Raw genomic sequence first — 25,144 nt, 5'->3', positions numbered from 1 at the left:
GCAGGTCCTCGAAAACCTCTTGGCAACTGAGGCGCGCCTTCGCGGCCTCGTGTGATGCCATCGGACTCGCGGGCTCTCCACCGGCCGCGGGTCATCGCCCGACGGGTCGGCGGCGGGCCGCCGACCGAGCACGTCCGTGAGCCGAAGGAAGACACCCCATGCCGGACACCACCGCCCACGACCTCCCCGCCGCCGAGCCCGGCTCCGCCGGGCGGCGCATCCTCGTGATCGGCGGCGGCCCCGCCGCCCACCGCTTCGTGCAGGCCATGATCAAGCGCGGGCTCGGGGAGGACACGATCACCGTGCTCTCCGAGGAGCAGTGGACCCCGTACGACCGCGTGGCCCTCGAGAAGCTCTTCCTGGACGTCGAGCGGGACCTCACCCTGGGCGACCCGGACATGTGGACGCAGACCCCCGGCGTGGTGCTGCGCACCGGCCAGCGCGCCGCCGAGCTGGACGTCAAGACCCAGACGGTGCTGACCCGCAGCGGCGAGACCTTCCCGTACGACGAGCTCGTGCTGGCCACGGGCTCGAACGCCGCGACCCTGAACATCCCCGGGGCGCACCGCGTGCATGTCTTCCGCACGATCGACGACGTCCAGGGCATCGTCGCTGAGGTCGAGCGGCTGCGCGGGGAGCTGGGCCGCAAGCCCCGCGGCGTGGTCGTCGGCGGCGGCCTGCTCGGCCTGGAGGCGGCCGCCGGGCTGCGGGACCTGGGCGCGGAGGCCACGATCCTGGACGTCGCCGAGTTCCTGCTGTGCACCCAGATGGACCGGGAAGGCGGGCTCGCCGTCAACTCGCTGATGCGCGATCAGGGCCTGGACGTGCAGTGCTCGAGCTACATCCAGGGCGTCGAGCTCGACGAGCAGGAGAACGTCGTGGGGGTCGATGTGGCCGACGGCCCCGGCCCCGATGCCGTCGTGCGCCGCCTCGACGCGGACATGGTCATCCTGGGCATCGGCATCCGCCCCCGCTCGGGCCTGGCCCGCCGCGCGGGCTTCCACCTGGCTCCGCGCGGCGGAGTCGTGGTCGACGAGGCCTGCCGCACCTCGGTGGCGCACGTGTGGGCCATCGGCGAGGTCGCCCACATCCTGGACCAGACGTGGGGCCTGGTGGGCCCGGCCAACCAGATGGCCGAGGTCGTGGCCGACCGCCTGCACGGCGGCGAGAGCTCCGTGTCCGGCTTCGACACCTCGACGCGCCTGAAGTTCGCGGGAGTGGACGTCGCCTCGTTCGGCGACGTGTACGCGACGACCCCCGGGGCGATCGAGGTCGACTACTCGGACCCCGTGGCCGGGATCTACCAGAAGATCGTGGTCGCCGAGGACCGCGAGACGCTGATCGGCGGCGTGTTCGTGGGCAATGCCGAGCCGTACGACGCCCTGCGCCCGCTGCAGGGCCGGCCGCTGCCGGCCGAGCCCGCCCGCTACCTCTCGGCCGCCGGCGGCGACGCCCCCGAGACCGAGCTGCCCGACGACGCGATCCTGTGCTCCTGCAATGCGATCCCGTTCGGCGAGGTCCGCCAGGCCGTGCGCGACGGCCATCAGAGCATCCCGGAGCTCAAGAAGTGCACGACCGCGGGAACCCAATGCGGCTCGTGCGTCCCCATGATGCAGAAGACCCTCGAGAAGACCATGGCCGCCATGGGCCTGACGGTGTCCAAGGCGCTGTGCGAGCACTTCGAGCTCTCGCGCGCCGAGCTCTACGCCGCGGTGCGCGCGACCGGCATCCGCACCTTCCCCGAGGCGCTCGAGCGGTTCGGCAAGGGGCAGGACGGCTGCGCGATCTGCAAGCCCACGATGGCCTCGATCCTCGCCTCGCAGCCCAGCGCCTACGTGCTCGACGAGGGCCGCGGGTCCCTGCAGGACACGAACGACCGCAATCTGGGCAACATGCAGAAGGACGGCACCTACTCGGTCGTCCCGCGCATCCCCGGCGGCGAGATCACCCCGGAGAAGCTCGCCGTGATCGCCGAGGTGGGGCGCGAGTACGGGCTGTACACCAAGGTCACCGGCGCTCAGCGCATCGGGCTCTACGGCGCCCGGCTCGAGGAGCTGCCCGCGATCTGGAAGCGGTTCGTGGACGCGGGCTTCGAGTCCGGGCAGGCCTACGGCAAGGCCCTGCGCAATGTGAAGTCCTGCCTGGGCTCGACCTGGTGCCGCTACGGCGTGCAGGACTCGGTGGGCATGGGCATCCGGCTGGAGAACCGGTACCGCGGCCTGCGCTCGCCCCACAAGTTCAAGATCGGCTCCTCGGGCTGCGCGCGCGACTGCGCCGAGTCCCAGTCCAAGGACATCGGCGTGATGGCGACCCCCGAGGGATGGACGCTCTACCTGGGCGGCAACGGCGGCGCGAACCCCGCCCACGCCCGGGTCTTCGCCGAGAGCATCTCGGAGGAGCAGCTCGTGCAGTACGTGGACCGCTACCTCATGTACTACATCCGCACCGCGGACAAGCTGCAGCGCACGGCCCGCTGGCTCGAGGACCTCGACGAGGAGTACGGCGACGGCATGGTCCACCTCAAGGCCGTGCTGATCGACGACTCGCTGGGCATCTGCGCCGACCTCGAGGCCGACATGCAGCGCCAGGTGGAGGGCTACGAGGACGAGTGGGCCGCGACCCTGCGCGACCCCGAGCGGCTGCGCCGCTTCCGCCCGTTCGTCAACGCCCCGGAGGCCTCCGACGACGCCTCCCGCCAGTACGTGCTCGAGCGCGAGCAGATCCGCCCGGCCACCCCGGAGGAGATCGCCGCCTCGGAGGCCGAGGACGGATCGGGCCCCGTGCTCATCTCCGGCACCCGCATCCCCGTGGGCGCCCAGGGCTGAGGCCGCGGCGCCGGGCGCCTCGGCATGAGCGGCCCGGCGCCGCCGTCGGCCCCTAGGCTGATCACCATGCTTCTCGAGACCTCCCTCGACGGTGTCCGGCTCCTTCTGCTGGGCGCCGACGACTCCTCCCGATCCGCCCGCCGCTTCCGCGCCGCGGGAGCGCAGGTGCGCGCCGTGGAGGTCCCGGACGGCGCCGACGCGCTCCCTGCCGCGACGGCCCCTGGAGCGCGCGGACCCCAGGACGACGACGGAGCCGCGCCCGGCGTGGTGGTCGTCGTCGGCGATCGCGAGCCCTGGGAGCCCGTGCTGCAGCGGCTGCGCGAGGCCCACGGCCCGCTGCCCGTCTCCGCGGTCCCCGCCCCCGGCGAGGGGGTCTCCCTCGTGGGCGGGGGTCCCGGCGAGCCCGGGCTCATGACGGTGCGCGGGCTCGAGGCCGTCGCCGATGCCGATGTCGTGCTGGTGGACCGCCTGGCGCCGCAGGGAGTCGTGGAGGCCCAGGCCCCGCATGCCGAGATCGTGCGCGTGGGCAAGTGGCCGGGCCACCACCCGGTGCCCCAGGAGCAGATCCAGCAGCAGCTGCTCTCGGCCGCGGCCGGCGGCCGCCGCGTGGTGCGGCTCAAGGGCGGCGATCCCTATGTCTTCGGCCGCGGCGGCGAGGAGGCCGCCGACTGCGAGTCCTGGGGCGTGCCGGTCGAGACCGTACCGGGGATCACCTCGGCCGTCGCGGTCCCGGGCGCCGCAGGCATTCCGCTGACCTTCCGCGAGGTCTCCCGGGCCTTCACCGTGGCCTCGGGCCACGTCCCGTTCGACGACGACGAGCTCGGCGGCTTCGCGGCCCTGCTGGGCACCGGGGCCACGCTCGTGGTGCTCATGGGCGTCTCGACGCTGCCGCAGCTCGCGGCGGGGCTGATCCGCGCCGGGGCCTCCGCCGAGCTGCCGATCGCGCTGATCGAGAAGGGCTTCTCCCCCGACCAGCGGGTGCTCACGGGCCGACTGGGCACTGCCGTGACCGATCTGGCCGCTGCGCAGTCCCCGGCCGTGACCGTGATCGGGCCGGTGGCCGCGCTGGCGGCCGAGGACCGCGAGCGCGTCCTGGGCGAGCTGACCCCGCACCGCGCCGTCGCCCCGGGCAACGGGGGCGACGGCGCCGGAGCGACCGGGATGACCGACCGCAGCGCACCGACCGACCGCACCGCAGGGAGCCCCGTGGCCCACGACCGACCCGCCGACATCGAGCAGACCGAGCAGACCGAGCACGGCCCGCGGCCCGAGGCCTCCGGGACCGAAGCCGAGGCCCTGAGCCGGGACCGGGGGCAGGGGCAGGCTGGGCCCCTGGCAGGGCGGCGCATCGCCGTGACCGCCCACCGCCGGGCCGACGACCAGATGGGGGCCCTGCGCCGCCGCGGGGCCGAGGTCCTGGCCGCCCCGTCCCTCAAGCTCGTGCCGGTCGAGGAGGACGCGGAGGTCGTGGCGGACACGCGGCGGCTGCTCGCAGCCCGGCCGGGGCTGTTCGTGATCACGACCGGCTACGGCTTCAAGCGGTGGTGGGAGGTCGTCGAGGCGGCCGGTCTGGCCGACGAGGCGCTCGAGGTGCTGTCGCGGGCCGACCTGTGGGTCCGCGGCCCCAAGGGCCGGGCGGCCGTGCGCAATCTGGGACTGCGCGACGTCGGCATCTCCCCCGACGAGACCCTCCCTCCGCTGGTCGAGCTCATCCTGGACGCGTACGACCACGATCTCTCCGGGGCCGTCGTCGCCTGGCAGGAGAACGGCTTCGCCGACCGCGACCAGCGCGAGCGGCTCGTGGCCGCCGGCGCCGAGGCCGTGACCGTGACCCCGCACCGCTGGGCCGATGCGGACGAGACCGGCGCCGTGCCCGAGCTCATCCGCTCCGTCTGCCGGCGGGACCTCGACGCCGTGACCTTCACGTCGGCCGCGGGCGCCCAGGCGCTCGTCTCGACGGCCGCTGCCATGGGGCTGGGCGACGAGTTCGCGGCCGCCTTCCAGCCCGGGCCCGGGGCGGGAGACGGGGAGGCGGACGCGGCACCGGTGCTCGCGGCCACCGTCGGGCCGGTCACGGCCCAGCCCCTCGAGGAAGCCGGGATCCCCGCCCTGGTGCCGGAGCGCTTCCGCATGGGCGCCATGATCCAGCAGCTCGTCGATGCCCTGGGCCCCCGGGGCTGAGGCCTCGCCCCTCGGTTCCGGAGCGGCCGCTCGTGCGTCCACGCGCCGGCGCTCTCGCACCCGCGCTCTCGCACCCGCCCTGTCGCACGGGCCGGCACGCGCCGCGCAGATCCGCCGAGCAGCTCCGGCGCGTCGGCGGTAGCCTCGGACGGACGCGCCGCCCGGCCGCCGCACGCGGTCGCCGCCGAGCGGCCCCGCCCGCTTCCCGGCCCGGATCCGCCGGGCCGCCCCGCACGAGGAAAGGCTCTGCCCCCATGACCTCCGAGTACGACCCCGCCGAGCGCCTGCCCATGTCCTCGATGTCCGACGTGTCCGCGGCGGACATCGCGGCGCGGGTGGATCACACCCTGCTCAAGCCCGAGGCCTCCGCCGAGGCGATCGACGCCCTGTGCGCCGAGGCCCGCGAGCACGGCTTCGCCTCCGTGTGCGTCAACGGCCTGTGGGTCGCCCGCGCCGCCGAGGCGCTCGCCGGCTCGGACGTGCTGGTGTGCACCGTGGTCGGCTTCCCGCTGGGAGCCTCGACCCCGGCGGCCAAGGCATTCGAGGCGCGCGAGGCGATCGAGAGCGGAGCCCGGGAGATCGACATGGTCATCGACATCGCCGCGGCCCGCGCCGGCGACCGGGAGGCCCTCGAGAACGACGTCCGCGCGGTGGCCGAGGCCGTCCACGCCGGCGGTGCGCGGCTCAAGACCATCATCGAGACCTGCCTGCTCGACGACGCGCAGAAGGCCCTGGCCTGCGAGGCGGCCGTGGCCGGCGGCACCGACTACGTGAAGACCTCCACCGGGTTCTCCACGGGCGGGGCGACCGCCGAGGACGTCGCTCTCATGCGCCGCGTCGTCGGTCAGCGCATCGGGGTCAAGGCCTCCGGAGGCATCCGCAGCCACGAGGCGGCGGTGCGGATGCTGCGGGCCGGCGCATCCCGCATCGGCGCCTCGGCCGGCGCCGCTCTGCTCGGCTGAGGACGTACACTGATCCCAGGAAACCGCACCACTGCGGCGTCGTCGCGGCGCCGCACGCACTGAAACGAGGAGCCCATGGCCGTCGATGCTCAGGGACGCAAGGTCCGCCGTCACTCCGGCGAAGGCAGCGCCGTCACCAGCCTGATCCTCCTGGTCGGCGCCATGGCCACCATCCTGGTCAGCTTCTACCTGTTCGCCCACCACGACAACTGGCTGTTCCTGCTCGGCATCGTCGTCTACGGCATCGCCCTGCTGGTGCCCACCGCGATCATGTCCTCCAGGACCTCCGGGCACTCGACCGGCGGCCTCGACACGGTCATGGACGGCCCCCGCCCGAACGCCACCAACGTGAGCTCCTCCGCCGGCCACTGACACCGCGAGCACCGCACCGGGTCCGTCGTCGACGACGGACCGGATCCTTCCCGCACGGCGCGTCGCCCTCCTGCCCCACGGCGGAGGCGGCGCGCCGTCGTCGTGCGCCCTCGCAGCTCGGCCGCGGGCCTCGTCTGCCGGCACGGCCGCGGGCGCGGCAGAGGCCCCGCACGAATCGGTGTGCGGGGCCTCTGCTGTGCCGCGGGCGCTCGACGCCGTGACGCAGGCGCTCGGCCTGCGCGGCACGACGGATCAGCCGCCTCGGGATCCGGTGCGGGCCCCGACGGCGATGCGCCGCTCGCAGCGGGTGCTGGTGCCCCCAAGGTCACAAGCACCCGCGGGCTATGACAGGAGCGGCGCGAAGGGCTGCCCGCTTGCGGCGGCCCGACCAGAAGGATAGGACGCAGACGCGCTCGACAGGGCCGCTGCGACCCGGATCCACGGCATTGTCCCCCCAATTGGCGAGGATCCATGACATTCGTCGTCCGCTGCGCACCGCTGGATGCGCTCAGGCCGATCCGCCGGCCTGCTCCTGGCCGTCCTCGCCCGCGGCCGAGGGCTCCGGCGCCTCGAAGATCGTGAGGAGCACCTGCCGGGCCCATTCCAGGACGGCGCCGTCGGTGAGGTCCTTGCCGCCGACCCTGGCGGTCTTCGGCTTGGGGATCAGGATCTGGCGGGTGCCGGCGGCATCCGCCCCCGGCACCGGCACGGTCTTGGCGCCGGGGTGCATGCGCTTGAGGCGCATCTGCCGGGACTCGGGCAGATCCGCCGGGGCGAAGCGGATGCTCGGCCCCTGCACCGCGATGTCCGACAGACCCACGGAGCGCGCCATGACACGCAGCCGGGCCACCTCGAGCAGCAGCCGAGCGGGCTCCGGCAGCTCGCCGTAGCGGTCCGTCAGCTCGGCCTCGACCTCGACGATCCCGGCCTCGTCGGTCGCCGAGGCCAGCGTCCGGTAGGCGTCCAGGCGCAGCCTCTCCCCCGGCACGTAGTCGTGCGGCAGGTGCGCGTTGACCGGCAGCTCGATCTTCATCTCCGTCGGCGCGGTGTCCTCGTCGCCGCGGAACTCCGAGACCGCCTCGCCGACCAGCCGCAGGTACATGTCGAAGCCGACGCCCTGGATGTGCCCCGACTGCTCGCCGCCCAGCAGGTTGCCGGCGCCTCGGATCTCGAGGTCCTTCTGCGCGAGCTGCAGCCCGGCCCCGAGCTCGTTGTGGGCCGCCACGGCCTTGAGCCGCTCCAGGGCGGTCTCGGTCAGCGGCTTCTCCACGTCGTACAGGAAGTAGGCGTAGGCGCGCTCGCGCCCGCGGCCCACGCGCCCGCGCAGCTGGTGCAGCTGGGACAGGCCGTAGCGGTCCGCGCCGTCGACGATCAGGGTGTTCGCGTTGGCGATGTCCAGGCCGGTCTCGACGATCGTCGTGGACACCAGGACATCGAAGCGCTTCTCGTAGAAGTCCACGATGATCTGCTCGAGCTCGGCCTCGGACATCTGCCCGTGGGCCACCGCGACCCGCGCCTCCGGCACGAGCTGCGAGAGCTCCGAGGCGCGCCGGGTGATCGTGGAGACGCGGTTGTGCACGAAGAAGACCTGGCCCTCGCGCATGAGCTCGCGGCGGATCGCGGCCGTGACCTGGCGGTCCGTGTAGGCGCCCACGTAGGTCAGCACCGGATGGCGCTCCTCCGGGGGCGTCGCCAGGGTCGAGGTCTCGCGGATGCCGGTCAGCGACATCTCCAGGGTGCGCGGGATCGGCGTGGCCGACATCGACAGGACGTCGACGTTCGTGCGCATGGCCTTGAGCTTCTCCTTGTGCTCGACGCCGAAGCGCTGCTCCTCGTCGATGATGATCAGTCCCAGGTCCCGGAACCGGATCTCCTTGCTCAGCAGGCGGTGGGTGCCGATCACGAGGTCGATCGAGCCCTCCCGCAGGCCGTCGATCACCTCCTTGGACTCCTTGGCCGTCTGGAAGCGCGACAGCGACGCGACGCGCACCGGGAAGCCGGAGTAGCGCTGGGAGAAGGTCTCGACGTGCTGCTGGCCCAGCAGCGTGGTCGGCACGAGCACGGCCACCTGCTTGCCGTCCTGGATGGCCTTGAAGGCGGCCCGCACGGCGACCTCCGTCTTGCCGTAGCCGACGTCGCCGGAGATCAGGCGGTCCATGGGGACCTCCTTCTCCATGTCGGCCTTGACCTCGTCGATCGTCGTGAGCTGATCCGGGGTCTCGATGTAGGGGAAGGCCTCCTCGAGCTCGCGCTGCCACGGGGTGTCCGGCCCGAAGGCGTGGCCGCGGGTGGCCATGCGCGCCGAGTAGAGGCGGATCAGCTCGGCGGCGATGTCCTTGACGGCCTTCTTGGCCGCGCGCTTCTTGGCGCTCCAGTCCGAGCCGCCCATCTTGGACAGCACGGGGGCCTCGCCGCCCTGGTAGGTCGAGATCTGATCGAGCTGGTCCGTGGGCACGAAGAGCCGGTCCTTGGGCCCGTTGCGCTTGGACGGCGCGTACTCGAGCACCAGGTACTCGCGCTGCGGCCTGGGCTGGCCCGGCTTGGTGACCGCCCCGGCGATCGGGCGGGCGATCAGCTCGATGAACTGGCCCACGCCGTGCTGCTCGTGCACCACGAAGTCGCCGGGCTTGAGCTCGAGCGGGTCCACGGCATTGCGGCGACGGCGCTGCGGCAGCTGGGTCCGGCCCTGGGCCGCGTACGCCGAGGAGCGTCCGAGCAGATCGGCCTCGCTCAGCAGCGCGACCTGCTCGGTCTCCACCACGAACCCCGTGGACAGGCTCGCCGTGGTCAGCTCGACGGTCCCGGGCCGGGGCGCGGCCTCCAGGGTCTCGTGGCGCGCGGCAGGGATGTCGGCGCCCCGCAGCAGCTCCGCCAGGCGCTGCAGGGGGCCCGGCCCCTCCGTCACGGCCACGACGCGCCAGCCCTCGCGCACGAGCGAGCCCAGGTGCTCGAGCAGCGCCTCGACGTCGCCGCCGAAGCGCCGCGGGGCCCGTCCGGACACCGTCAGGGTGTCGGCGTCGGTGTCCATGAGCCGCACGAGCGACTCGTCGGTGTCGGCGTCGACCTCGGAGAGCTCGGCCCCCACCGTCAGCGCGGTCGTGGACCACCAGCCCAGGCCGGCCTCCAGCGCGATCTCGCGGGTCTCCTCCAGGCTGTGGAAGGACCCGGAGGCGAGCGTGCGCCCGTCGTCCTCGAGCTCCTGCGCCTGGGCGACGTCCAGCGGCGCCCGGTCGGTGTCGGCGGCGGACTCCCAGGCCGCGGCCAGGAACTCCTTGTTCGTGGCCACGAGGTCCGCGGCGCGCGCCCGGACCTTCTCCGGCTCCTGGACGACGACGATCGAGCCCTCCGGCAGCAGGGAGAGCACCGGGACCATGCGATCGGCCAGCAGCGGTGCCAGGGACTCCATGCCCTCGGAGTAGATCCCCCCGGCGATCCGCTCCAGGATCGCCTCGGCGCCGGGGAGACGGTCCTTGAGCCGGGCGGCGCGCGACTGCACCGCCGGGGTGATCAGCAGCTCGCGGCACGGCGGGGCCACGATCCGCGTCGGGTGATCGCCGCTGCGCAGGGTGCGCTGGTCGGCCACGGCGAACCAGCGCAGCTCCTCGATCTCGTCGCCGAAGAACTCGACGCGCACGGGGTGGTCCGCCGTGGGCGGGAAGACGTCGATGATCCCGCCGCGCACCGCGAACTCGCCGCGCCGCGACACCATGTCGGAGCGGGAGTAGGCGGCATCCGCCAGGGCCCGCACGACCTCGTCGAAGGACCGCTCGGCACCGCGCTCGAGGATCACGGGCTGCAGATCACCCATCCCCTCGACGACGGGCTGCAGCACGGCGCGCACCGGCGCCACGATCACGTCGAGCGGCTCCTCGCCGGGATGCGCCAGGCGGCGCATCACGTCCAGGCGCTGCCCGACCGTGTCCGAGCGCGGCGAGAGCCGCTCGTGCGGCAGCGTCTCCCAGGCCGGGAGATCGGCCACCTGCGCCTGCGGGCTCCAGGACGGCAGCTGGCGCTCTAGGTCCTCCGCCTCGCGGCCCGTGGCGGTCACGACGAGCAGCACGGGCCTGCGCCCCTCCCCCGCGGGGACCTCGCGCAGACCGGCCAGGAGCTGGCTGAGCAGGGCCGGGCGCATGCCGTCGGCGACGCTGATCACCGTCTCCGCGGAGCGCTCGGCGGGCCTGACCGCGGTGTGGGCGCGGGCCGTGGACAGCGAGCGCTCCTGGGCGAGGACGTCGGCGAGGCCGGTGAGGGACATGTGCTGCTGGACTCCTGGTTGCTGGATCCTGTGGTGCCCGACCCGATGGGTGGAGCCCGCCGACGGCGAGCGCGCAGGACAGAGCCGGGGCACGCCGGGTCCGGACGGGCCAGTGCGGCCCGCGGTCGGAAGAGCTACAGCGTACCGGGGGCTTCCGACGTCTCAGGAGGATAGGAGCGGACCCCGGCCTCAGCGCCCCATAGACGGGTCGTAGTCGACCATCTCGTCCGTAGTCTCCTGGCGCCGCTGGAGCAGCTGCATCCCGCCGGGCACCCGCGCGATGCGCGCCTTGACGGCCACCCGTCTCTGCGCCGGCATCAGCTCGGCGGCCAGCAGCAGCTTCTGCTTGGCCTCCTCGAGCCGCCCGGCCCGCAGGGCCTCGTTGGACTGCCGGATGATTCGCTGCGGGGACCCGACGGACAGCCGGTGCTCCACGAACGCGATCTCCTCCGGCGTCATCTCCTCGCGGAATCCTGCGAGCAGCAGCTGCAGGGCCCGGTCCTCCCCGCGGCCCATGTCCTCGACATCGGAGCTCATGGATCCCGGGGACCACCACAGCAGCAGCAGGACCTCCTCCAGGCGGTGGAACCGCCAGCCGGAGAAGACCGCCCGCAGCCACAGCTCCCAGTCCTCGACGTAGCTCTGTGTCTCGTCGAAGGGCCCGACCTCGTCGAAGAACTCCCGAGGGAACAAGCTCGCCAGGCTGCCGATGTTGTACTGCAGCATCACCTCTCGCTGGCGCTTCGGCTCGGGCAGGGGCTCGCGGTGCAGAGGCCGCGTCGTGTCGAGCGGCCCGCGCGTGATCTCGACGCCCTGCAGCGAGACCAGCAGCCGGCCGCCTCCCAGCCGCTCGCGCTCGGCCATCATCCGGGAGATCGCCGCTGGCATGAAGGCGTCGTCGGCATCGAGGAACGTGACGAACTCGCCGCCGGCGATGCGCAGCGCGCGGTTGCGAGCCCCGGCCACGCCGGTGTTCTCCTGGCTCTGCACGATCACGCGCCGGCCGGGCAGCTCCATGCGCTCGTACACGCGGGCGAGCTCGGCAGTGGCGTCCTGGGAGCCGTCATCGATCACGATGATCTCGAGGTTCTGCCAGGTCTGGCGCATCAGCGAGGTCAGCGCCTCGCCGATGAAGCGCTGGGCGTTGTAGGCGCCCATGATCACCGTCACGAGCGGGACGCCGCCCTCGTCGGGCACGGCGGCCAGGTGTCTGCCTCGGTGGTCGTTCGTGGTCACAGGGGTCTCCCGTCATCGATGCTGCTCGGGCGCCGCCTGCCGGATCGCGCGGCAGCGCCGGCGGCCGCCCATGGCCGCGCTCGGGTCGCGACGCCGCCCCCGCGGCGCTCGAGCGACCCTCCACGAGCCTGGCACCGCCGACCCGGAATCGGAACTCCGACATGTTTCGCTCCATGAGTTCCCGAACCGATGTCCCCACATGCGCGGGGCGTCATCCGGGCGAAGGAGTGCTCGGAGCCGAGGTCGGCACCCCGTGTGTCCGCACAACTGTGCCGGGCTCGGGTCGGCAGGCCTGTTCGAGGAGGCTCGGCCGCCCAGGCCAGGCGGTATCGTCTGAGCCCGATGCGCCGGGGCCGCTTCGAGGGCCCCTTCCGCCTGTCGGCCGACCGTGGTCTCGGATCCGGCTGACAGGCGGCGCGACGGCGGGCCCGTCGCGGGGCGCAGGATCCATGCATCGCCCGGGGTGGGGACCCCGAGCAGCTTCGAGGGGAGAACCGTCGTGACCCTGGCACGCTATCTGAAGGCGCTGCGGCGCTGGTGGCCGATCGTGGTGCTGTGCGCACTCGTAGGGCTCGGACTGGGCTACGGCTCCGCCATGCTCATGCCCAAGTCGTACGAGGCGCAGACCACGATCTTCGTGAACGTCTCCGAGTCCGCCACGGTCCAGGACCTGCAGATGGGCGAGCAGTTCGCCCAGTCCCGCGCCGCCTCCTATGCCGCGATCGGCACCTCCTCCGAGGTCCTGCATCCGGTCGCGGACGAGGTCGGCGACGAGGTCGGCGACGAGCTCGAGGACGCCGTGACCGTCACCAACGCGCCGAACACGGCCACGCTCAGCGTCACCGCCGAGGACCCCGATCCGCAGCGCGCGGCCGAGATCGCCCAGGGCGTCTCGGAGAGCCTGGTCGAGCGTGCCGCGGATCTCGAGGGCTCGTCCGCGCCGGATGAATCCCCGGTGCAGCTGTCGATCATGGACGAGGCCGGGGTCCCGCTCGTACCGGCTTCCCCGTCGCCGTCCATGAACACCCTCGTGGGCGCCGTGGTCGGGCTGGTCGTCGGGCTGCTGATCGTGCTGGCCCGGGCCGGATCCCAGGCTGGCAGGCGCACCTCGTGATGCCGCGCTCCCGCGACCGCGCCGGCCATGGAGTCCGCGTGCTCGTCGTGTGTCCCACCGAGTACGGGGGCCAGATCGAGCACGCCGCGGACACCGCCATGGCCCTGGCCACGGACCCCCGCACGCAGCGCGTGGTCCTGCTCTCCCGCAAGGGCGCCGACGCCTACCTGGGCCGGCCCCGGATCGAGGGGCTGCAGATCGTGGAGACGATCCCCCCGAGGCGCACCGGATCGGGCGCCCTACACCGCGGGATCCAGATCCTGGACCTGGTGCGCGAGCACCTGCAGATCCGCCGGTTGGCCGCGCAGGCCGGGCCGGGAGCCGTGGTGGCCCTGGACTCCTCGAAGTACCCGTTCCCATCAGTGCTCACCCCCGGCAGGGGCCAGGCCTCCGTGCTGTTTCTGCACAACGTCCGCCCGCACCACGACGACGCAGGCGCCCCCCTGCGCCTGCGCCTGCTGCGTCGCTTCGAGCTGGGTGCTGCCACCAGCTGCGACCGCGTGATCGTTCACGGAAGGGACCAGCAGGACACCGCCCGGGCGAACCTGGGGGAGATCCACGGCGATCTCGTCGCAGTGGCCCTGCCCACGAGCACGCGGATCGACGAAGCGGCTACGGCCGAGTCCATACCCGTGTCCCTTGACGACGACGGCCCCGCCGCCTCGACGCGCCTCGAGCTGCCGGAGCAGCCCTACGCCCTGGTGCTGGGCGAGCTGCGCGCCAACAAGGGAGTGGAGCTCGCCATCGATGCCGCCGGAATGGCGGGCGTGCCGCTGCTCGTGGCCGGTCGCGCCGAGAGCCCGGAACTCGCCGCGACCCTGCGCGAGCGGGTCGAGCGCGCCGGCACCGTGCGGCTCGAGGACCGTTTCCTGGAGCGCAGCGAGTTCCAGAGGGCCCTGGAGGGCGCAGCCGTCGTCGTGCTGCCCTACACGCACTTCGACGCCCAGTCCGGAATCCTCGCCAAAGCCATCGCCGCGGGGCTGCCCGTCGTGGCCTCGGACCTGGCCTCGCTGCGCGAGCAGAACGGCACACACGCCCCTGCCCGCTTCGCCGACATCCACGACCGCGCCGCGTTCGCCGCGGCGCTGCGGAAGGCCTTCGACGACGCCGTCGCCGCCGGGCCGCACACCGGTGCCGGCACGTCGTCGCACGCGGACTGGGAGCCCACGGTCGAGGCCGTGCTCGGCGCCGACCCCCACGGCTGAGCAGGACACACCCGACCGGGGTCTTCGCAGGAGCGGCCCCAGGACCAGGAAGGAGCAGGCAGCATGACAGAGATCAGCACGCTGCGCCCGGCTCGGCACACCGCCCTGCCCGATGGCCGCCTCCCCGAGACCGGAACGCGCCTGGACCGTGCCCTGTCCGGGCTGCTGATCGTGCTCTCTGCCTTCCCGTACGCGGGAATCGCCGTGGGCGGCGACACGAACATCCCCATGTCCTCAGTGATCGCAGGGATCCTGGTGCTGCGCGCCGTGCGCTACCTGCCCCTGTTCGCAGTCGCCGTGGTGCTGGCGGCGGTCCCGTTCTTCTCGGCCTTCATCCGTCTGTTCCTCACCTCCGACCCGCTGCAGCCGATTCCCACCATCACGTGGGTCGCCGCGACCCTGGCCCTGCCGGGGGCCGCCGCCGCCGTGCTCTTCCTGCGCCGCCGTGCGATCGCCTGGCTGTCCTGGACGCTGATCGGCTCAGCCGGCTACGCCGTGGTGCAGAAGCTCGTGTTCATCGACCGGCTCGACACCATCCCGTTCATGTGGCTCTATACCCTGCCGGGCTACGCCAACATGTCGGACTTCGCCGACACCTTCCTGCTGTACGTGCGACGGCCCTTCGGGTTCTTCCCGGAGACGTCGTTCATGGTCGGGTCCGTGACGCTGATGGCCATGGTGCTTATCGTGCTGCTGCGCCACTACGGCATGACCCCGTCCTGGCTCGAGTGGTCCGCGGTGGGCCTGGCCGTGTGGGCGGCGGCCATCTCGGGCTCCGGCTCGGCGGTCGTCGTCGTGGCGGCAGTGGCCATGGCGATCATCCTGCCGGTGGCCCTTCGTCAGGCCTGGCTGTTCCTGCTGGGCGTGCCAGCTGCCGCCCTCGGCGCCGCCGTGGTGGCCTCCAGCGTGCTCCAGGAGCGCTCGGAGAGCTTCAACTGGTCCTGGGCCGACCGCGGCAGCTCGGTTCAGGCCGTGGTGAAGAGGCTGATGGAGGACCCGATCGCCTTCTGGGGCGGACTGGGCCGCGGCAACGTGAACCAGGAGTTCGTCTCCGGGCGCATGCCCCTGGAGACCTTCCAGCACTACAACCCGATCCCCGATGTGTACTCCGTGCTCGGGCGCATCATCGCCGAGAACGGGATGCTGGTCGGCGGCCTGACGGTGGCCTGCATGGGCCTGCTCATCCTGCGCTCCGGCGGGCGGGTGCCGCTGCTGATCGGCGTGCTGCACGTCCTCACGTGGCTCGTGGTCGCCGGGGCGACCATCAGCTACGACAACGCCTTCTGGCTGTGGGGTGGGGCTGGTGCGGCCCTGGGCCTCGAGCTGACCCGGCGCTGGCCGGAGGAGCCCGTCCCGGACGCGCGCCGCATCCGCTCCACAGCCGAGATCGAGGACGACTTCGATCGCCGACAGGATCTGCTCGACGCACCGGCCGGTGCCGCCGGGCCGCACCCCCGCAGCAGCGGTGCGAGCGCTGCCGGCCCGCGGCACGACGACGGCGCGAGTGCGGCAGCGCCGTGAGCGCGCTGACCCGCTGAGCCGGCTGCGGGCCCCGCACGGCCGTGCCGCACGTCTGCCCCTGCTTCACCTTCCGCCTACGAGGACAGGACGAGAATGCGCATTCTGCACGTCATCAACGACGCCGAGACCGGCGGCGCACAGACCCTCGTGGAGGCTCTGGCCCGCCACCGGGACCCGGGCGACGAGGCCCACATCCTGGTGCTGCTGGGCCGCGGCGGACTCAGCGACCGGCTGGAGGAGGCGGCCAGCTCCGTCGAGCACGTGGGCATGTCCCGGAAGGACCTGGTCCCAGCGCGGGCCGCAGTGCATCTGCTGCGCATGGTCCGCAGGCTGGACATCGACGTGGTCCACTCGCACCTGCAGCAGTCCGATCTGCTCAGCGCGCTGACCCCGCACGGACGCCCCCGGGTCTCCACGCAGCATTCGAGCCAGGACGGATCCTCCTCCGCCGTCGCACGCTTCGCCTGGCAGGTCGCCGCCAAGACGTCCTTCCGCATGGATGCGGTCGTGGCCTGCGCGCCCTCGGCGCGACGGGTCGCCACCGAGTTCGGCTACACCTTCCCCGCCGAGAAGATGCCGGTGATCGTCAACGGGACCGCGACGGCCCCCGCCCCCTCCCCCGACCCAGGGGGCCACCGGCTGCTGCATCTGGGGCGCTACGCCCCGGCGAAGGACCATCGCACTCTGTTCATGGCCATGGCGCTGGTCCATGAGAAGCTCCCCGCCGTGACCCTGCGCTGCGCCGGCAACGGGGTGGACGAGGACAACGACGAGCTCACGTCCTGGCGCCGAGAGCTCGGGCTGGAAGGCAGTCTCGAGCTGTGCGGCACGATCTCGGACGTGCGCTCCGAGCTGCGGGCGGCCGATGCCCTGGTCTTCTCGAGCTCCACCGAGGCCCTGCCGATGGCGGGGATCGAGGCGCTGAGCGAGGGCTTGCCTGTCGTGACCACGGACGCCGGGGATGCCGGGCTGCTGGCCGTCGACGAGCATCTGCTCTGCCCGCCGCGCGATCCCCGCGCGCTGGCCGGGCGCCTCCTGTGGCTGCTCGAGCGCTCCCCGCAGCAGCGCGAGCAGCTGCGCCGCGAGGCCTGGCAGCTGTGCGGCGAGCGCTTCGGGATCGACCGCACGGTCGCCCGCTACCGCAGCATCTACCGCGATCTGGTCGGGGTCGCCTGATCCGAGCCCTCATCGCGTGAGGGATCCTCAGCCCGGGACGGTTCGTCGTCCCGGGCTGCCTGCTCGGCGGCCTCGGCCACGATCCGTCCGTCGGCGCGCACGGTGCGCATCATGCGCACGGCCATCAGCGCCAGCCCGGCCCCGACCACGAGGATCGTGGGCCAGCTCGGCAGCAGCCGCGACACCAGCACGGCGAACTCGCCGTAGGCGATCGCTCCGGCGAGCATGACGGCCCAGCGCCTGATGTCCTGTCCCTGCACCCGGTAGGGCAGGTCCCGGTTCGCACCCATGACCTGCACGGCGCTGAGCAGCAGCGACGGGGCCACGGTGCCGAGGATGACCCACTCGATGTCCCCGGTGCCGGTCGCGAACCACACGGCAGGCAGGGTCAGTACCAGGATCGCGAGGTTGATCAGCGAAGCCCGCAGCGCCGACCCGCGAAGGGTCATCACCATGCTCGCCGGCTGGTTGATCGCCTCGGCGATCAGTCCGATCGTCAGCGTGGCCAGGCCCATGGCGGCGAAGGCGAAGTCATCGCCCATCCACGCGGTCATCAGCTCCGTGGGGATGCTCAGCAACGCCACCCCCATGAGCATGCCGATGCCCAGGGTGAGCGTCTGGCAGCTCTTGAGCACGCGCGAGGCCTGCTCCCCCTCGGTCACGCGCAGCGGGTAGCCGTAGGGCATCGTGATCCAGCTGACGATCAGGCGGCAGCTCTGATAGACGCGCATGAGGGCGCCGAATGCTGTGGCCGCCGCCAAGCCGAGGGTCGGTCCGACCAGGAACAGCGGCAGCTGGTAGACGCCCAGCAGGGCCAGCGAGCCGATGGACATGACGGAGGACAGCCGCAGCAGCGGGGCCCCGTGATCGGCCCACAGGCGCCGATCGAGCACCGGCGCCCGGAAGCGGCGCCACACCGCCCACAGGCACACGAAGGGCGGGAGCATGAGCGAGGAGCACTCGACCACCACGATCCCGAGCAGCCCGCTGTCCGTGAGCAGGACGGCCCCGTAGCCCAGGGCCCGCAGGATGATCGACACGACGGCGGCCTTGCGCTCGATGTCCGGGCGGTTGAGCCCCCACAGCACCGAGTTCAGGCCGCGCCCGACCATGGAGACGAACAGGGTGCAGCCGGCCAGCACGGTCATGGGCAGCACGGCGTGCTGGTCCTGCTCCGGGACATCGACGGCCGCCAGGTACAGCGGGAAGGCCAGCAGGTACACGACGGTCAGCCCGGCGCCGAGCAGCACGAAGACCAGGATCGCCGCCGTCACGAAGCGCCGGCGCTCATGCGAGGCGCTGGGGCCCTCGGTGATGCCGGTCAGGGTGCGCACGATGCCCGAGCCCAGTCCGAAGTCGGTCATGGTCAGCATCTGGATCGCGCCGATCGCCAGGACCCACAGTCCGTACGACGGCGCGCCGACGATGGCCACGGCCAGCGGGTACAGCAGCAGCAGCCCGAAGATCGAGGTGAAGCCGGAGAGGTAGTTCCACAGGATGTTCTGCCCGAGCCGCTCCGAGCCGGTGTCGGCCGAGGTGTCGACCTCGGGCTCCTGGCCTCCGCGCACCTCGTCCGCGGCCGTCTCGGCGGGCAGCGGCGCGGCCGGGCTCTGATCCCGGCGCCGATGACGGCGCAAGGGGCCGGAGGCGGGGCCTTCGAGGCGGTGCTTGGCCATGCGGACGGTCCTCCTGGACGGGTGCGGACCACGAGGTCCTCATGTGCGAAGGGGAGACAGGGCCCCTGCGCGAGGTGCGGCTGCTGGGCCGCGGTGGAAATCGCACGTGGTCAGGACGCGCCCTCGGTATCCCCCGATGCCGTCGGCGCAGCGCGATCCCCATCGCCGCCGCTCGATGCGAGCATGTCCCGGAGCATCGTACGCACCTCCGCCCGCCCGGAGGCTGCAAGCAGGGCGTGGTCCAGTGAGGGGACATCGTGCACCCGAACGGCGTGTCCGAGCCGTCGCGCCAGGCGAACGCCCCACTGGCCGCGGGCCTCGCGGAACTCGGCCAGGTCCTCGGCACCCAGGATGAGATCGATCTCACGCGCCCCGCCGGGCAGGACCAGCATGCTCGAGACCGCATCGCTGATACCGAGCAGGGCCAGCAGATGCCGAGCCGGGGCCGGGGCATGCGTCTCGACGACCCCGCGCAGACCGCGCAGCCGAGGACGCAGCGCGTCCCGCACCCTCACGGACCACGACGGCCGCCGCTCGGGCCCGCCTGCCTCGCGTGCGAGGGACTTCGTGAAACCGCGCGGGGCGTTCTCCCAGCTGTCCCGCTCGGCGTAGAGCAGGTCGTAGTAGCCGGTCCCGGGTCGCCAGGCCACGTTGTTGACCGCGATGACCCGCCGCGTCACGTCCCGCTTCGCGCTGCGCAGCGCCAGCCAGGAGCCCACGCACAGCCCGACCGCCGTCACGGGCAGGCCTGTGCGCCGCTTCAGCCAGTCGGCATCCGATGCCACGGCGCGCAGCGTCGCGGGGTCGTACGGCGAGGGGATCGTGTCCAGGCGCGGGTCGGAGAGGATCCCGCACCCCGGGCGCTCCGCACGCAGAACGGTCATGCCGTCGGCCGCCAGGTCCCGAGCCGCGCTGGTCCACAGCCCCGTGGGACCGTCCGACGGCTCGGAGGCCGCCGCGATGAACTGCACCGCCGTCGCAGGCAGAGGACGCCCGTCGGCTCCAGCGCAGTGATCCTCCGCAGCGCTGAGCACGGCCGGCCTTCCGTCGGCCACGCGCACGAAGGTCTCGATCACCCGTCGCGGCGCCCCGGAGGAGTCGGGCACCGTCAGCGCGGCAGCGGCCCTGGGCTCCATGTCCACGGCGCGCTGCGTCTCGGGACCCAGCGGGGGCTCGAGCGCAGCCGCGGCCGTCAGGCGCTCGACGATCTCGTGGATGGCAGCCCGCGGGACCCGGGCGAACTCCGAGCCCACGCCCCACAGCATCTCGGCCGCCTCCCGGTCCTCCTCCTCGCGAAGGCTCCACTGCGCCGAGGGCAGCGGGCTGCGCCGGGGATCCGGCAGGGTCCGCAGGCACTCGGCCTGCCCGCGGCTCCACAGCATGCCGCTCACCTCGGTCCCCTCGGCCTCCGTCGGCCGGGGCACGCTGACCCGACGCAGAGCCTGGTCGCGACGCAGCTGAGCCCGACCGCCCAGCGGCTCCCACAGCTCGACCCAGTCCAGGCCCGCAAGCGGCTGAGCGTCCGGACCGGCGGCTGCCTCGGTGCCATCACCCGCGGTCTCCGCGGCCGTGCAGGCATCCACCAGCACGGCCGCGCCCAGACGCAGGCCCACGGCGTGCACCGCGAGTCCCGGGGCGCGTCGTCGCAGCTCGCTCACGGCCGCGCGCACGTCGGCGCGCCAGGCCGAGCGGACGTCGTCGCCGTCGAGGTCGTGGGAGTCCCCCGAGCCGCGCAGGCTCAGACGCAGCACCAGGCAGCCCTCCTCCGCCAGCTCCCGGCTCAGCACGGCGATCGCGGCCGTGGACACGACGCGCTCGCGCCCCAGCGGTCCCACGACCAGCACGGCCGCGCGCGCCCTGCCGTTCAGGGGGCTCTCCAGGACGCCCGCCGCCGCCGGAGCCTCCAGCACACAGGCCCTCGCCGATCCGCCGCGCACCGTGCGATCGTGGCCGACGGGGATCCACGTCTGCTCGAGCCGCGTGCCCGCAGCCCGGCGCCCGGCACCGGCCGGGCCGGGCCGTCTGCCCGGACGGATCCCTTCGCCGGGCTCACGAGACCCGCGCCCCTCCCGCGGGTGCTGCGGCATCCGGCACCGGAAGGGCGCTGCGCAGCGAGGCGACCAGCAGCCGATGCGACTCGCTGGTGAGCAGCGAATGGTCCATGTGCTCCAGTCGCTGCTCGCTGATGGACAGCCCGCGCTGGGCGAGCTCGCGCACCGCGCGGTCTGCGCGGGTCTGCTCCCAGCGCCCGATGTCATCGGGGCCGTTGACGACGTGCACCGGCTGACGGGCCGCCATGGGCTCCAGCACGGACTCCGGGCCGATCACTCGGCCTGAGCGGTTCAGGCGCAGCCACAGCGGGTAGGGCATCTCCCAGCGCATCCATCGCACGATCTCCGGACGGATCTCGGCCTTCAGGCCGCGCACATCGTGCTCGCGCAGGCGTCGAGCCGCGATCCTGACCAGCGCCGTGACCGGGGAGGCCTTCTCGGCTCCGCCCTCGGCGGGCGCATCCGAGGGACGGTCAGCGACTGCCGTGTCGGCCGCGTCGGGGAGTGCGGAATCATCGGCGATGCCCAGGTAGGCGCTGCGCGCCTTTGCACGCTCCACGGCGGGGAGGTCTGCGTCGTAGACCAGGCGCAGGCCCTCCCACCAGGAGAGGTCCATCTTCCACTCGGCGTGCCCGATCAGCGTGATCGAATCGGAGAGCACGGGGCGGCCGTGCAGCTCACCCAGGCAGGCGGCCCAGGCCGAGGCGCAGTGCAGCCCAGCGTGGACCTCGGCGCAGCCGTGCTCGCGCAGCCACTGGACCATGTCCTGCAGTCCGATCGCCGAGCGCAGCGTGTAGGAGTTGCTGGCCTGCAGCTCATCCACCGGGGTGGAGTCCGCCACGACCGGACGGTCGCTGCGCAGCACCACGAAGCCGCTCGCGGCCAGCTCGCGGGCGGCGTGGGGCCATTCCCCGCCGCCTGCTCGTCCGTCAGGGCCTCCCCCGGAGACGATCAGGCCCGGTCCCCGCCAGCGCAGCGCCTCGGCCCGCGGGTCCTCGCCTGCTGCCTCGTCCCGGGACATCAGGGAGGTCTCGGCCCAGGTCACGATGCCGACCCGCGGTTCGGGGCCGACGTCCACCAGGCGCTCGTGGAGCCGGGCGCCGTGCTCGTCCTCCCAGCTGACCTCGCGCACCGGGGCCGCGACGGGCCCGCCCTGGACAGCCTCGTGCTCCGGCAGGGCATCCATGACCAGGTCGAGGACATCGTCGTGCAGATGGGTGTCGAAGGGCTCGACGGCGTACATGGCCTTCGCCCGTCGGCGGTCCTTCTCCTTCACGATCACCGTGTGCTCGGGACTCGGAGCGGGAAGCCCGCTGAGGCTCTGCGCCTGGGCACCGGTCAGGGTCAGGCTCAGAAGATCAGCCTCTCCCTCGCGCTGCGGCGTGGAGGATGCCAGCGCGGCGCGCATGCGGGTCCACTGCCGCACGAAGGCGCTGCCGCCCACGGGCTCCCAGGCCACGACGGTGCCGAGCTCCCCGGACATGCTGGCCAGCAGGGCCGCTCCGATCCGGTAGCCGATCGCGTGCACCGGGACCTGCGGCAGACCGCGGGACCCGCGGACGTGGGAGATCACGGTGCGGACGTCGTCCTGCCACCGTCCGACCAGATCGGGGTCGCCGTAGAGCGGCTGCGAGTCCGAGGTGCCGCGCCAGAAGAAGCGCACCGCGGTGTAACCGCGCCGGGCCAGCAGCACGGCCAGCCGTCGCACCGTCAGCAGGGACAGCACTTGCTCGCGCCCGGCCGGAGGAGCGAGCACCACGATCCCGCGGCTCGTGCCATCCTCCGGTGCGTGGATCCACGCGAGCACGGCATCCCGACCGCTTCCCACCCAGGTGGGCTGTCCTTCGATCATCTCTCCCCCATGAAGTTCGGCTGCGGCCCTGCTGAGCCGCCCGCACACTCGTGACGGCCGCCCGATCCGTCCCCCGACGGATCCATCGGCCCTCGGCGTCAGCCGACGCGGTCCGCAGGACCGGTCGTCGCCGTGGGCGGCCAGCGGTCCTCCTCGATCATCTCGACCCGCCGGCTCGTGCCGGGCGCCAGGTCGAAGCCGTCGTCCTCCGGGATCAAGCCCGGCCCGGAGGGGACGCACACGCTCGAGGACGCCGCCTCGGCCCGCAGCACCAGCGCGCGGCCCTCTGCACGATATCCGCGGCCTGACCCGTCCGGCGCATGTGACGAACCGGCCGGGGGCGCGTCCGCCGACGGCGCCGCGCGGAGGTCCGCGAGCGCATCACGGCTCGTGTCCCCCAGCAGGCGGACAGTCTCGAGCACGGAGCCTTCCGGAACGTCGTCCGAATCATCCGCGACCAGGAGCTTCGCGGCCAATGCCTCCCATTGTCGATCGCCGAAGCCCCAGGACCGGTCGAGATCCATGAAGCCGCCGAGTTCGCTCTCGGCGCCGAATGTGACGGCCCCCGGGCCGTCGAGCCGGACATCGACGTCCCGCTCATGACTGCGCACGCCCACCGTGGTCCACACGCTCAGCCGCAGGACGGCGCGCAAGCGGATCGGGCGGTCGCACAGGACGTGCACGTGCAGCCCGGAGAGCCCTTCGTCGGTGATCGCCACCGCCACGGGCGCACAGGCCCGCCGCATGGCGTACCACGTGGCCTTGGGGCGGCCCTCGGAGTCGAGCAGCCCCCACCCGGCCCCGGGCAGCAGATCCCGCGCGGCCAGGACGATCACCCCATCGCACTGCGATCCCGGCCGACGCAGATCCACGAGCGTTCGCTCGACGGCCCGGGCTGCAGCCGCCCGCTCCAGGCGCAGCTGCTCCGTCCTGGTCAGCTCGTCCCAGTCGGCTTCCGCACGGCCCCCGGGGGCGGCTCCGGTCGCGCCCCGGTCGGCGTCGATCCCGGGGGCGATCCACCGCCGCGCATAGTGAGCGCTGATCTCCTCGAAGTCCCACGACGCCCCGGGGTCCCTGGCCGCCGCGGCCCGCCACGCGCTGCGCGCATCGTGGTCCTGGTCGGCCGTCTTGGTGCCGAACGCCTCCTCGGCGGACGACGGCGCCGGCGGGCAGCCGAAGGCCAGTGCCTCGGCCGCGAAGCGCACGCCGCTGAGGCGAGCATCCGAGAGCGGGCGTCGGTAGGCGCCCACGCCGAACCAGTGGGAGATCCCCTGGTCGGGCCGTGTGGGCGGGGTCCCTCCGCACGGGCTCGTGGCGACGTGCACGACCCCGGGGACGAGCTCTGCGCACAGCCGCGGGATCAGCTCGTCGATCGCAGGGATCGCCATGTCCTGAGGCGGGCGCCCCCACAGAACGGGCTGCTGCAGGACCTCGTTGCCGCCGGAGAGCACCGCGAGGCAGGGGTGTGCGCCCAGCCGCGGCAGCCAGGTCCGCATCTCCGCCTCGAGCTGCCCGAGCCATTCCGGGGTCTCGGGAGGATCGAGCGTGGCCAGCATCGCGTCCTGCCACACCATCACCCCCAGGCGATCGCAGGCGCCGTAGAACGCCGCGGACTCCCATGCCCCGGTGCCGGAGATCCGCAGGATGTTGGCCCCGGCGGAGCGCATCGCGCGCACGGTGCGCTCGATCTCCGCGGCCTCGCCGCCCAGGCTCAGCGGATCGACGGGTGCCCATACCGCCCCCCGGGCGAAGATCCGCTGCCCGTTGACGAACAGGCGGAAGCCGCCGCCGTCGGTCTGTCCCACGATGCGCCGGAAGCCCACGGACGCCTCTGCCAGAGACTCGAGGGGCCCGTTCTCGGCGCCGGCCCGGATCGAGAGGCGGTGCAGGACCGGGTCGCCGTGCGTGGCCGGCCACCACAGCGGCGGTCTCGTCACCCCGAGACGGAGCTCGCTGCGTCCGGCGGGCACGTCGAGGCTCTCGGAGGACCCCGCGCAAGCGAGCTCCACGGTCACGGGCCGCACGGCTTCCAGAGTCACGACCACATGGGCGGTGCACAGGTCCGCATCGAGGCCTGTGCGGATGCCGACGACCGTCGCACCGTGATCCGGGACGCGGCGCAGGTCTGCCTCGCCCCACGGTCCCACCGCAGGCTCGGTGCCGCCCCAGTGGATCCGTCCCATGAGCGGCGTGCGCCGCCAGCGCAGCGACTGGTCCCCGACGAGCGACGAGCGCCAGCGGGGACGGGGCCTGCGCGGCACGGGCAGCAGGCTCAGCGCACGGCACACGACTGCGATCCCATGCCGCCCGGCGTCGGCCTCGAACCGCGCGGCGACGTCGTCCAGCCCCGTGGACGAGGTCGCGATCCGCATCCCGTCCCACCAGATCTCGGAGACGGTGGCGACACCGCGCAGGCGCAGCTCCCAGGTCGCCGGCCCCGGCCCGGACGCGCCCGGTGGTGCAGGCGGCAGATCGATCTCTGCGGTCCACCACCAGTCGCGCGCGTCGGGGTCCGGATCAGGCTCGAGGCGTGCATCGCGCAGGGCGGAGGCGACGGTGCCGGGGACGGTCGCGGGCACCGCAACCTCCGCTGCCGCTGAGATCTCGCGCTCCAAGGCCGCCGCTGTCCCGGGGCCGCCGGAGACCGCCGGCGCGGCGCCCTCCCACGAACCGGTCCACCCGACGGCGCCCGGCGCGGTGGCGCTCAGGGTCCATGTC

Annotated in this window: 14 protein-coding genes; 8 read left to right on the top strand and 6 right to left on the bottom strand. The window is 73.1% G+C overall.

Translation table 11 applies throughout. The annotated features are described in order from the left end of the window. Positions 1-158: 158 nt before the first annotated feature. The 4 genes from nirB (at position 159) to FSY66_RS08720 (ending at position 6,340) form a co-directional block, all read left to right on the top strand. Positions 159-2,825 (top strand): nitrite reductase large subunit NirB, encoded by a 2,667-nt coding sequence (nirB, locus tag FSY66_RS08735; RefSeq protein WP_144793778.1) that lies wholly within the window; start codon positions 159-161, stop codon positions 2,823-2,825. Positions 2,826-2,891: 66 nt separating this feature from the next. Next, on the top strand, positions 2,892-5,006 hold the full coding sequence (gene cobA / locus FSY66_RS13030) for a uroporphyrinogen-III C-methyltransferase (protein WP_144793775.1): 2,115 nt from the start codon (positions 2,892-2,894) through the stop codon (positions 5,004-5,006). Between the two features lie 254 nt (positions 5,007-5,260). After that, the gene (gene deoC, locus FSY66_RS08725) at positions 5,261-5,968 is read left to right on the top strand and encodes a deoxyribose-phosphate aldolase (RefSeq protein ID WP_144793772.1); all 708 of its coding nucleotides are present in this window, start codon (positions 5,261-5,263) and stop codon (positions 5,966-5,968) included. Between the two features lie 75 nt (positions 5,969-6,043). Next, positions 6,044-6,340 carry a hypothetical protein gene (locus FSY66_RS08720; RefSeq protein WP_144793769.1) on the top strand — a complete coding sequence of 99 codons (297 nt, stop codon included), beginning with the start codon at positions 6,044-6,046 and terminating at the stop codon, positions 6,338-6,340. Positions 6,341-6,848: 508 nt separating this feature from the next. Here FSY66_RS08720 and mfd read toward each other — a convergent pair. Both mfd and FSY66_RS08710 read right to left on the bottom strand, forming a co-directional pair. Continuing rightward, positions 6,849-10,595, bottom strand: coding sequence for a transcription-repair coupling factor (mfd, locus tag FSY66_RS08715; RefSeq protein WP_144793766.1), 3,747 nt, complete (start codon positions 10,593-10,595; stop codon positions 6,849-6,851). A 189-nt stretch (positions 10,596-10,784) separates the two neighbouring features. Beyond that, a complete protein-coding gene (locus FSY66_RS08710) occupies positions 10,785-11,831 on the bottom strand; it encodes a glycosyltransferase family 2 protein (protein ID WP_144793763.1) in 1,047 nt (348 codons plus the stop codon). Between the two features lie 499 nt (positions 11,832-12,330). Here FSY66_RS08710 and FSY66_RS08705 point away from each other — a divergent pair, with 499 nt between their 5' ends. From FSY66_RS08705 to FSY66_RS08690, 4 genes are all read left to right on the top strand, one after another. Next, on the top strand, positions 12,331-12,945 hold the full coding sequence (locus FSY66_RS08705) for a YveK family protein (RefSeq protein WP_186304521.1): 615 nt from the start codon (positions 12,331-12,333) through the stop codon (positions 12,943-12,945). Further along, positions 12,945-14,150, top strand: coding sequence for a glycosyltransferase (locus FSY66_RS08700; protein ID WP_144793757.1), 1,206 nt, complete (start codon positions 12,945-12,947; stop codon positions 14,148-14,150). Before FSY66_RS08705 ends, FSY66_RS08700 begins: the two co-directional genes overlap by 1 nt. A gap of 63 nt (positions 14,151-14,213) precedes the next feature. Further along, positions 14,214-15,671: a hypothetical protein gene (locus FSY66_RS08695; protein WP_144793754.1), complete on the top strand. Its 1,458-nt coding sequence runs from the start codon at positions 14,214-14,216 to the stop codon at positions 15,669-15,671. Positions 15,672-15,764: 93 nt separating this feature from the next. Further along, positions 15,765-16,847: a glycosyltransferase gene (locus FSY66_RS08690; RefSeq protein WP_144793751.1), complete on the top strand. Its 1,083-nt coding sequence runs from the start codon at positions 15,765-15,767 to the stop codon at positions 16,845-16,847. On the opposite strand, the gene FSY66_RS08685 is transcribed toward FSY66_RS08690, so the two are convergent. The 4 genes from FSY66_RS08685 to FSY66_RS08670 all read right to left on the bottom strand — a co-directional run bounded on the left by FSY66_RS08685 (position 16,820) and on the right by FSY66_RS08670 (position 25,005). Then, positions 16,820-18,523 carry a lipopolysaccharide biosynthesis protein gene (locus FSY66_RS08685; protein WP_144793748.1) on the bottom strand — a complete coding sequence of 568 codons (1,704 nt, stop codon included), beginning with the start codon at positions 18,521-18,523 and terminating at the stop codon, positions 16,820-16,822. The genes FSY66_RS08690 and FSY66_RS08685 overlap by 28 nt on opposite strands. 110 nt (positions 18,524-18,633) lie before the next feature. Further along, positions 18,634-20,433, bottom strand: coding sequence for an alpha/beta hydrolase family protein (locus FSY66_RS08680; protein ID WP_144793745.1), 1,800 nt, complete (start codon positions 20,431-20,433; stop codon positions 18,634-18,636). A gap of 139 nt (positions 20,434-20,572) precedes the next feature. After that, positions 20,573-22,426 (bottom strand): alpha/beta hydrolase family protein, encoded by a 1,854-nt coding sequence (locus FSY66_RS08675; protein WP_144793742.1) that lies wholly within the window; start codon positions 22,424-22,426, stop codon positions 20,573-20,575. A 98-nt stretch (positions 22,427-22,524) separates the two neighbouring features. Then, positions 22,525-25,005, bottom strand: coding sequence for a glycoside hydrolase family 2 protein (locus tag FSY66_RS08670; RefSeq protein ID WP_144793739.1), 2,481 nt, complete (start codon positions 25,003-25,005; stop codon positions 22,525-22,527). Positions 25,006-25,144: the final 139 nt, after the last annotated feature.

It is taken from the genome of Kocuria palustris (assembly GCF_007666205.1).
GTDB lineage: Bacteria > Actinomycetota > Actinomycetes > Actinomycetales > Micrococcaceae > Kocuria > Kocuria palustris_A.
Note: the sequence above shows the minus strand (reverse complement) of the source record. Positions and strands in the feature narration are given on the sequence as shown.

Excerpts from the sequence above, each read along its gene's own strand:
- nirB (WP_144793778.1), top strand. The coding sequence starts at position 159 with ATGCCGGACACCACCGCCCACGACCTCCCCGCCGCCGAGCCCGGCTCC.
- cobA (WP_144793775.1), top strand. The coding sequence starts at position 2,892 with ATGCTTCTCGAGACCTCCCTCGACGGTGTCCGGCTCCTTCTGCTGGGC.
- deoC (WP_144793772.1), top strand. The coding sequence starts at position 5,261 with ATGACCTCCGAGTACGACCCCGCCGAGCGCCTGCCCATGTCCTCGATG.
- FSY66_RS08720 (WP_144793769.1), top strand. The coding sequence starts at position 6,044 with ATGGCCGTCGATGCTCAGGGACGCAAGGTCCGCCGTCACTCCGGCGAA.
- mfd (WP_144793766.1), bottom strand. The coding sequence starts at position 10,595 with ATGTCCCTCACCGGCCTCGCCGACGTCCTCGCCCAGGAGCGCTCGCTG.
- FSY66_RS08700 (WP_144793757.1), top strand. The coding sequence starts at position 12,945 with ATGCCGCGCTCCCGCGACCGCGCCGGCCATGGAGTCCGCGTGCTCGTC.
- FSY66_RS08695 (WP_144793754.1), top strand. The coding sequence starts at position 14,214 with ATGACAGAGATCAGCACGCTGCGCCCGGCTCGGCACACCGCCCTGCCC.
- FSY66_RS08690 (WP_144793751.1), top strand. The coding sequence starts at position 15,765 with ATGCGCATTCTGCACGTCATCAACGACGCCGAGACCGGCGGCGCACAG.
- FSY66_RS08685 (WP_144793748.1), bottom strand. The coding sequence starts at position 18,523 with ATGGCCAAGCACCGCCTCGAAGGCCCCGCCTCCGGCCCCTTGCGCCGT.
- FSY66_RS08675 (WP_144793742.1), bottom strand. The coding sequence starts at position 22,426 with ATGATCGAAGGACAGCCCACCTGGGTGGGAAGCGGTCGGGATGCCGTG.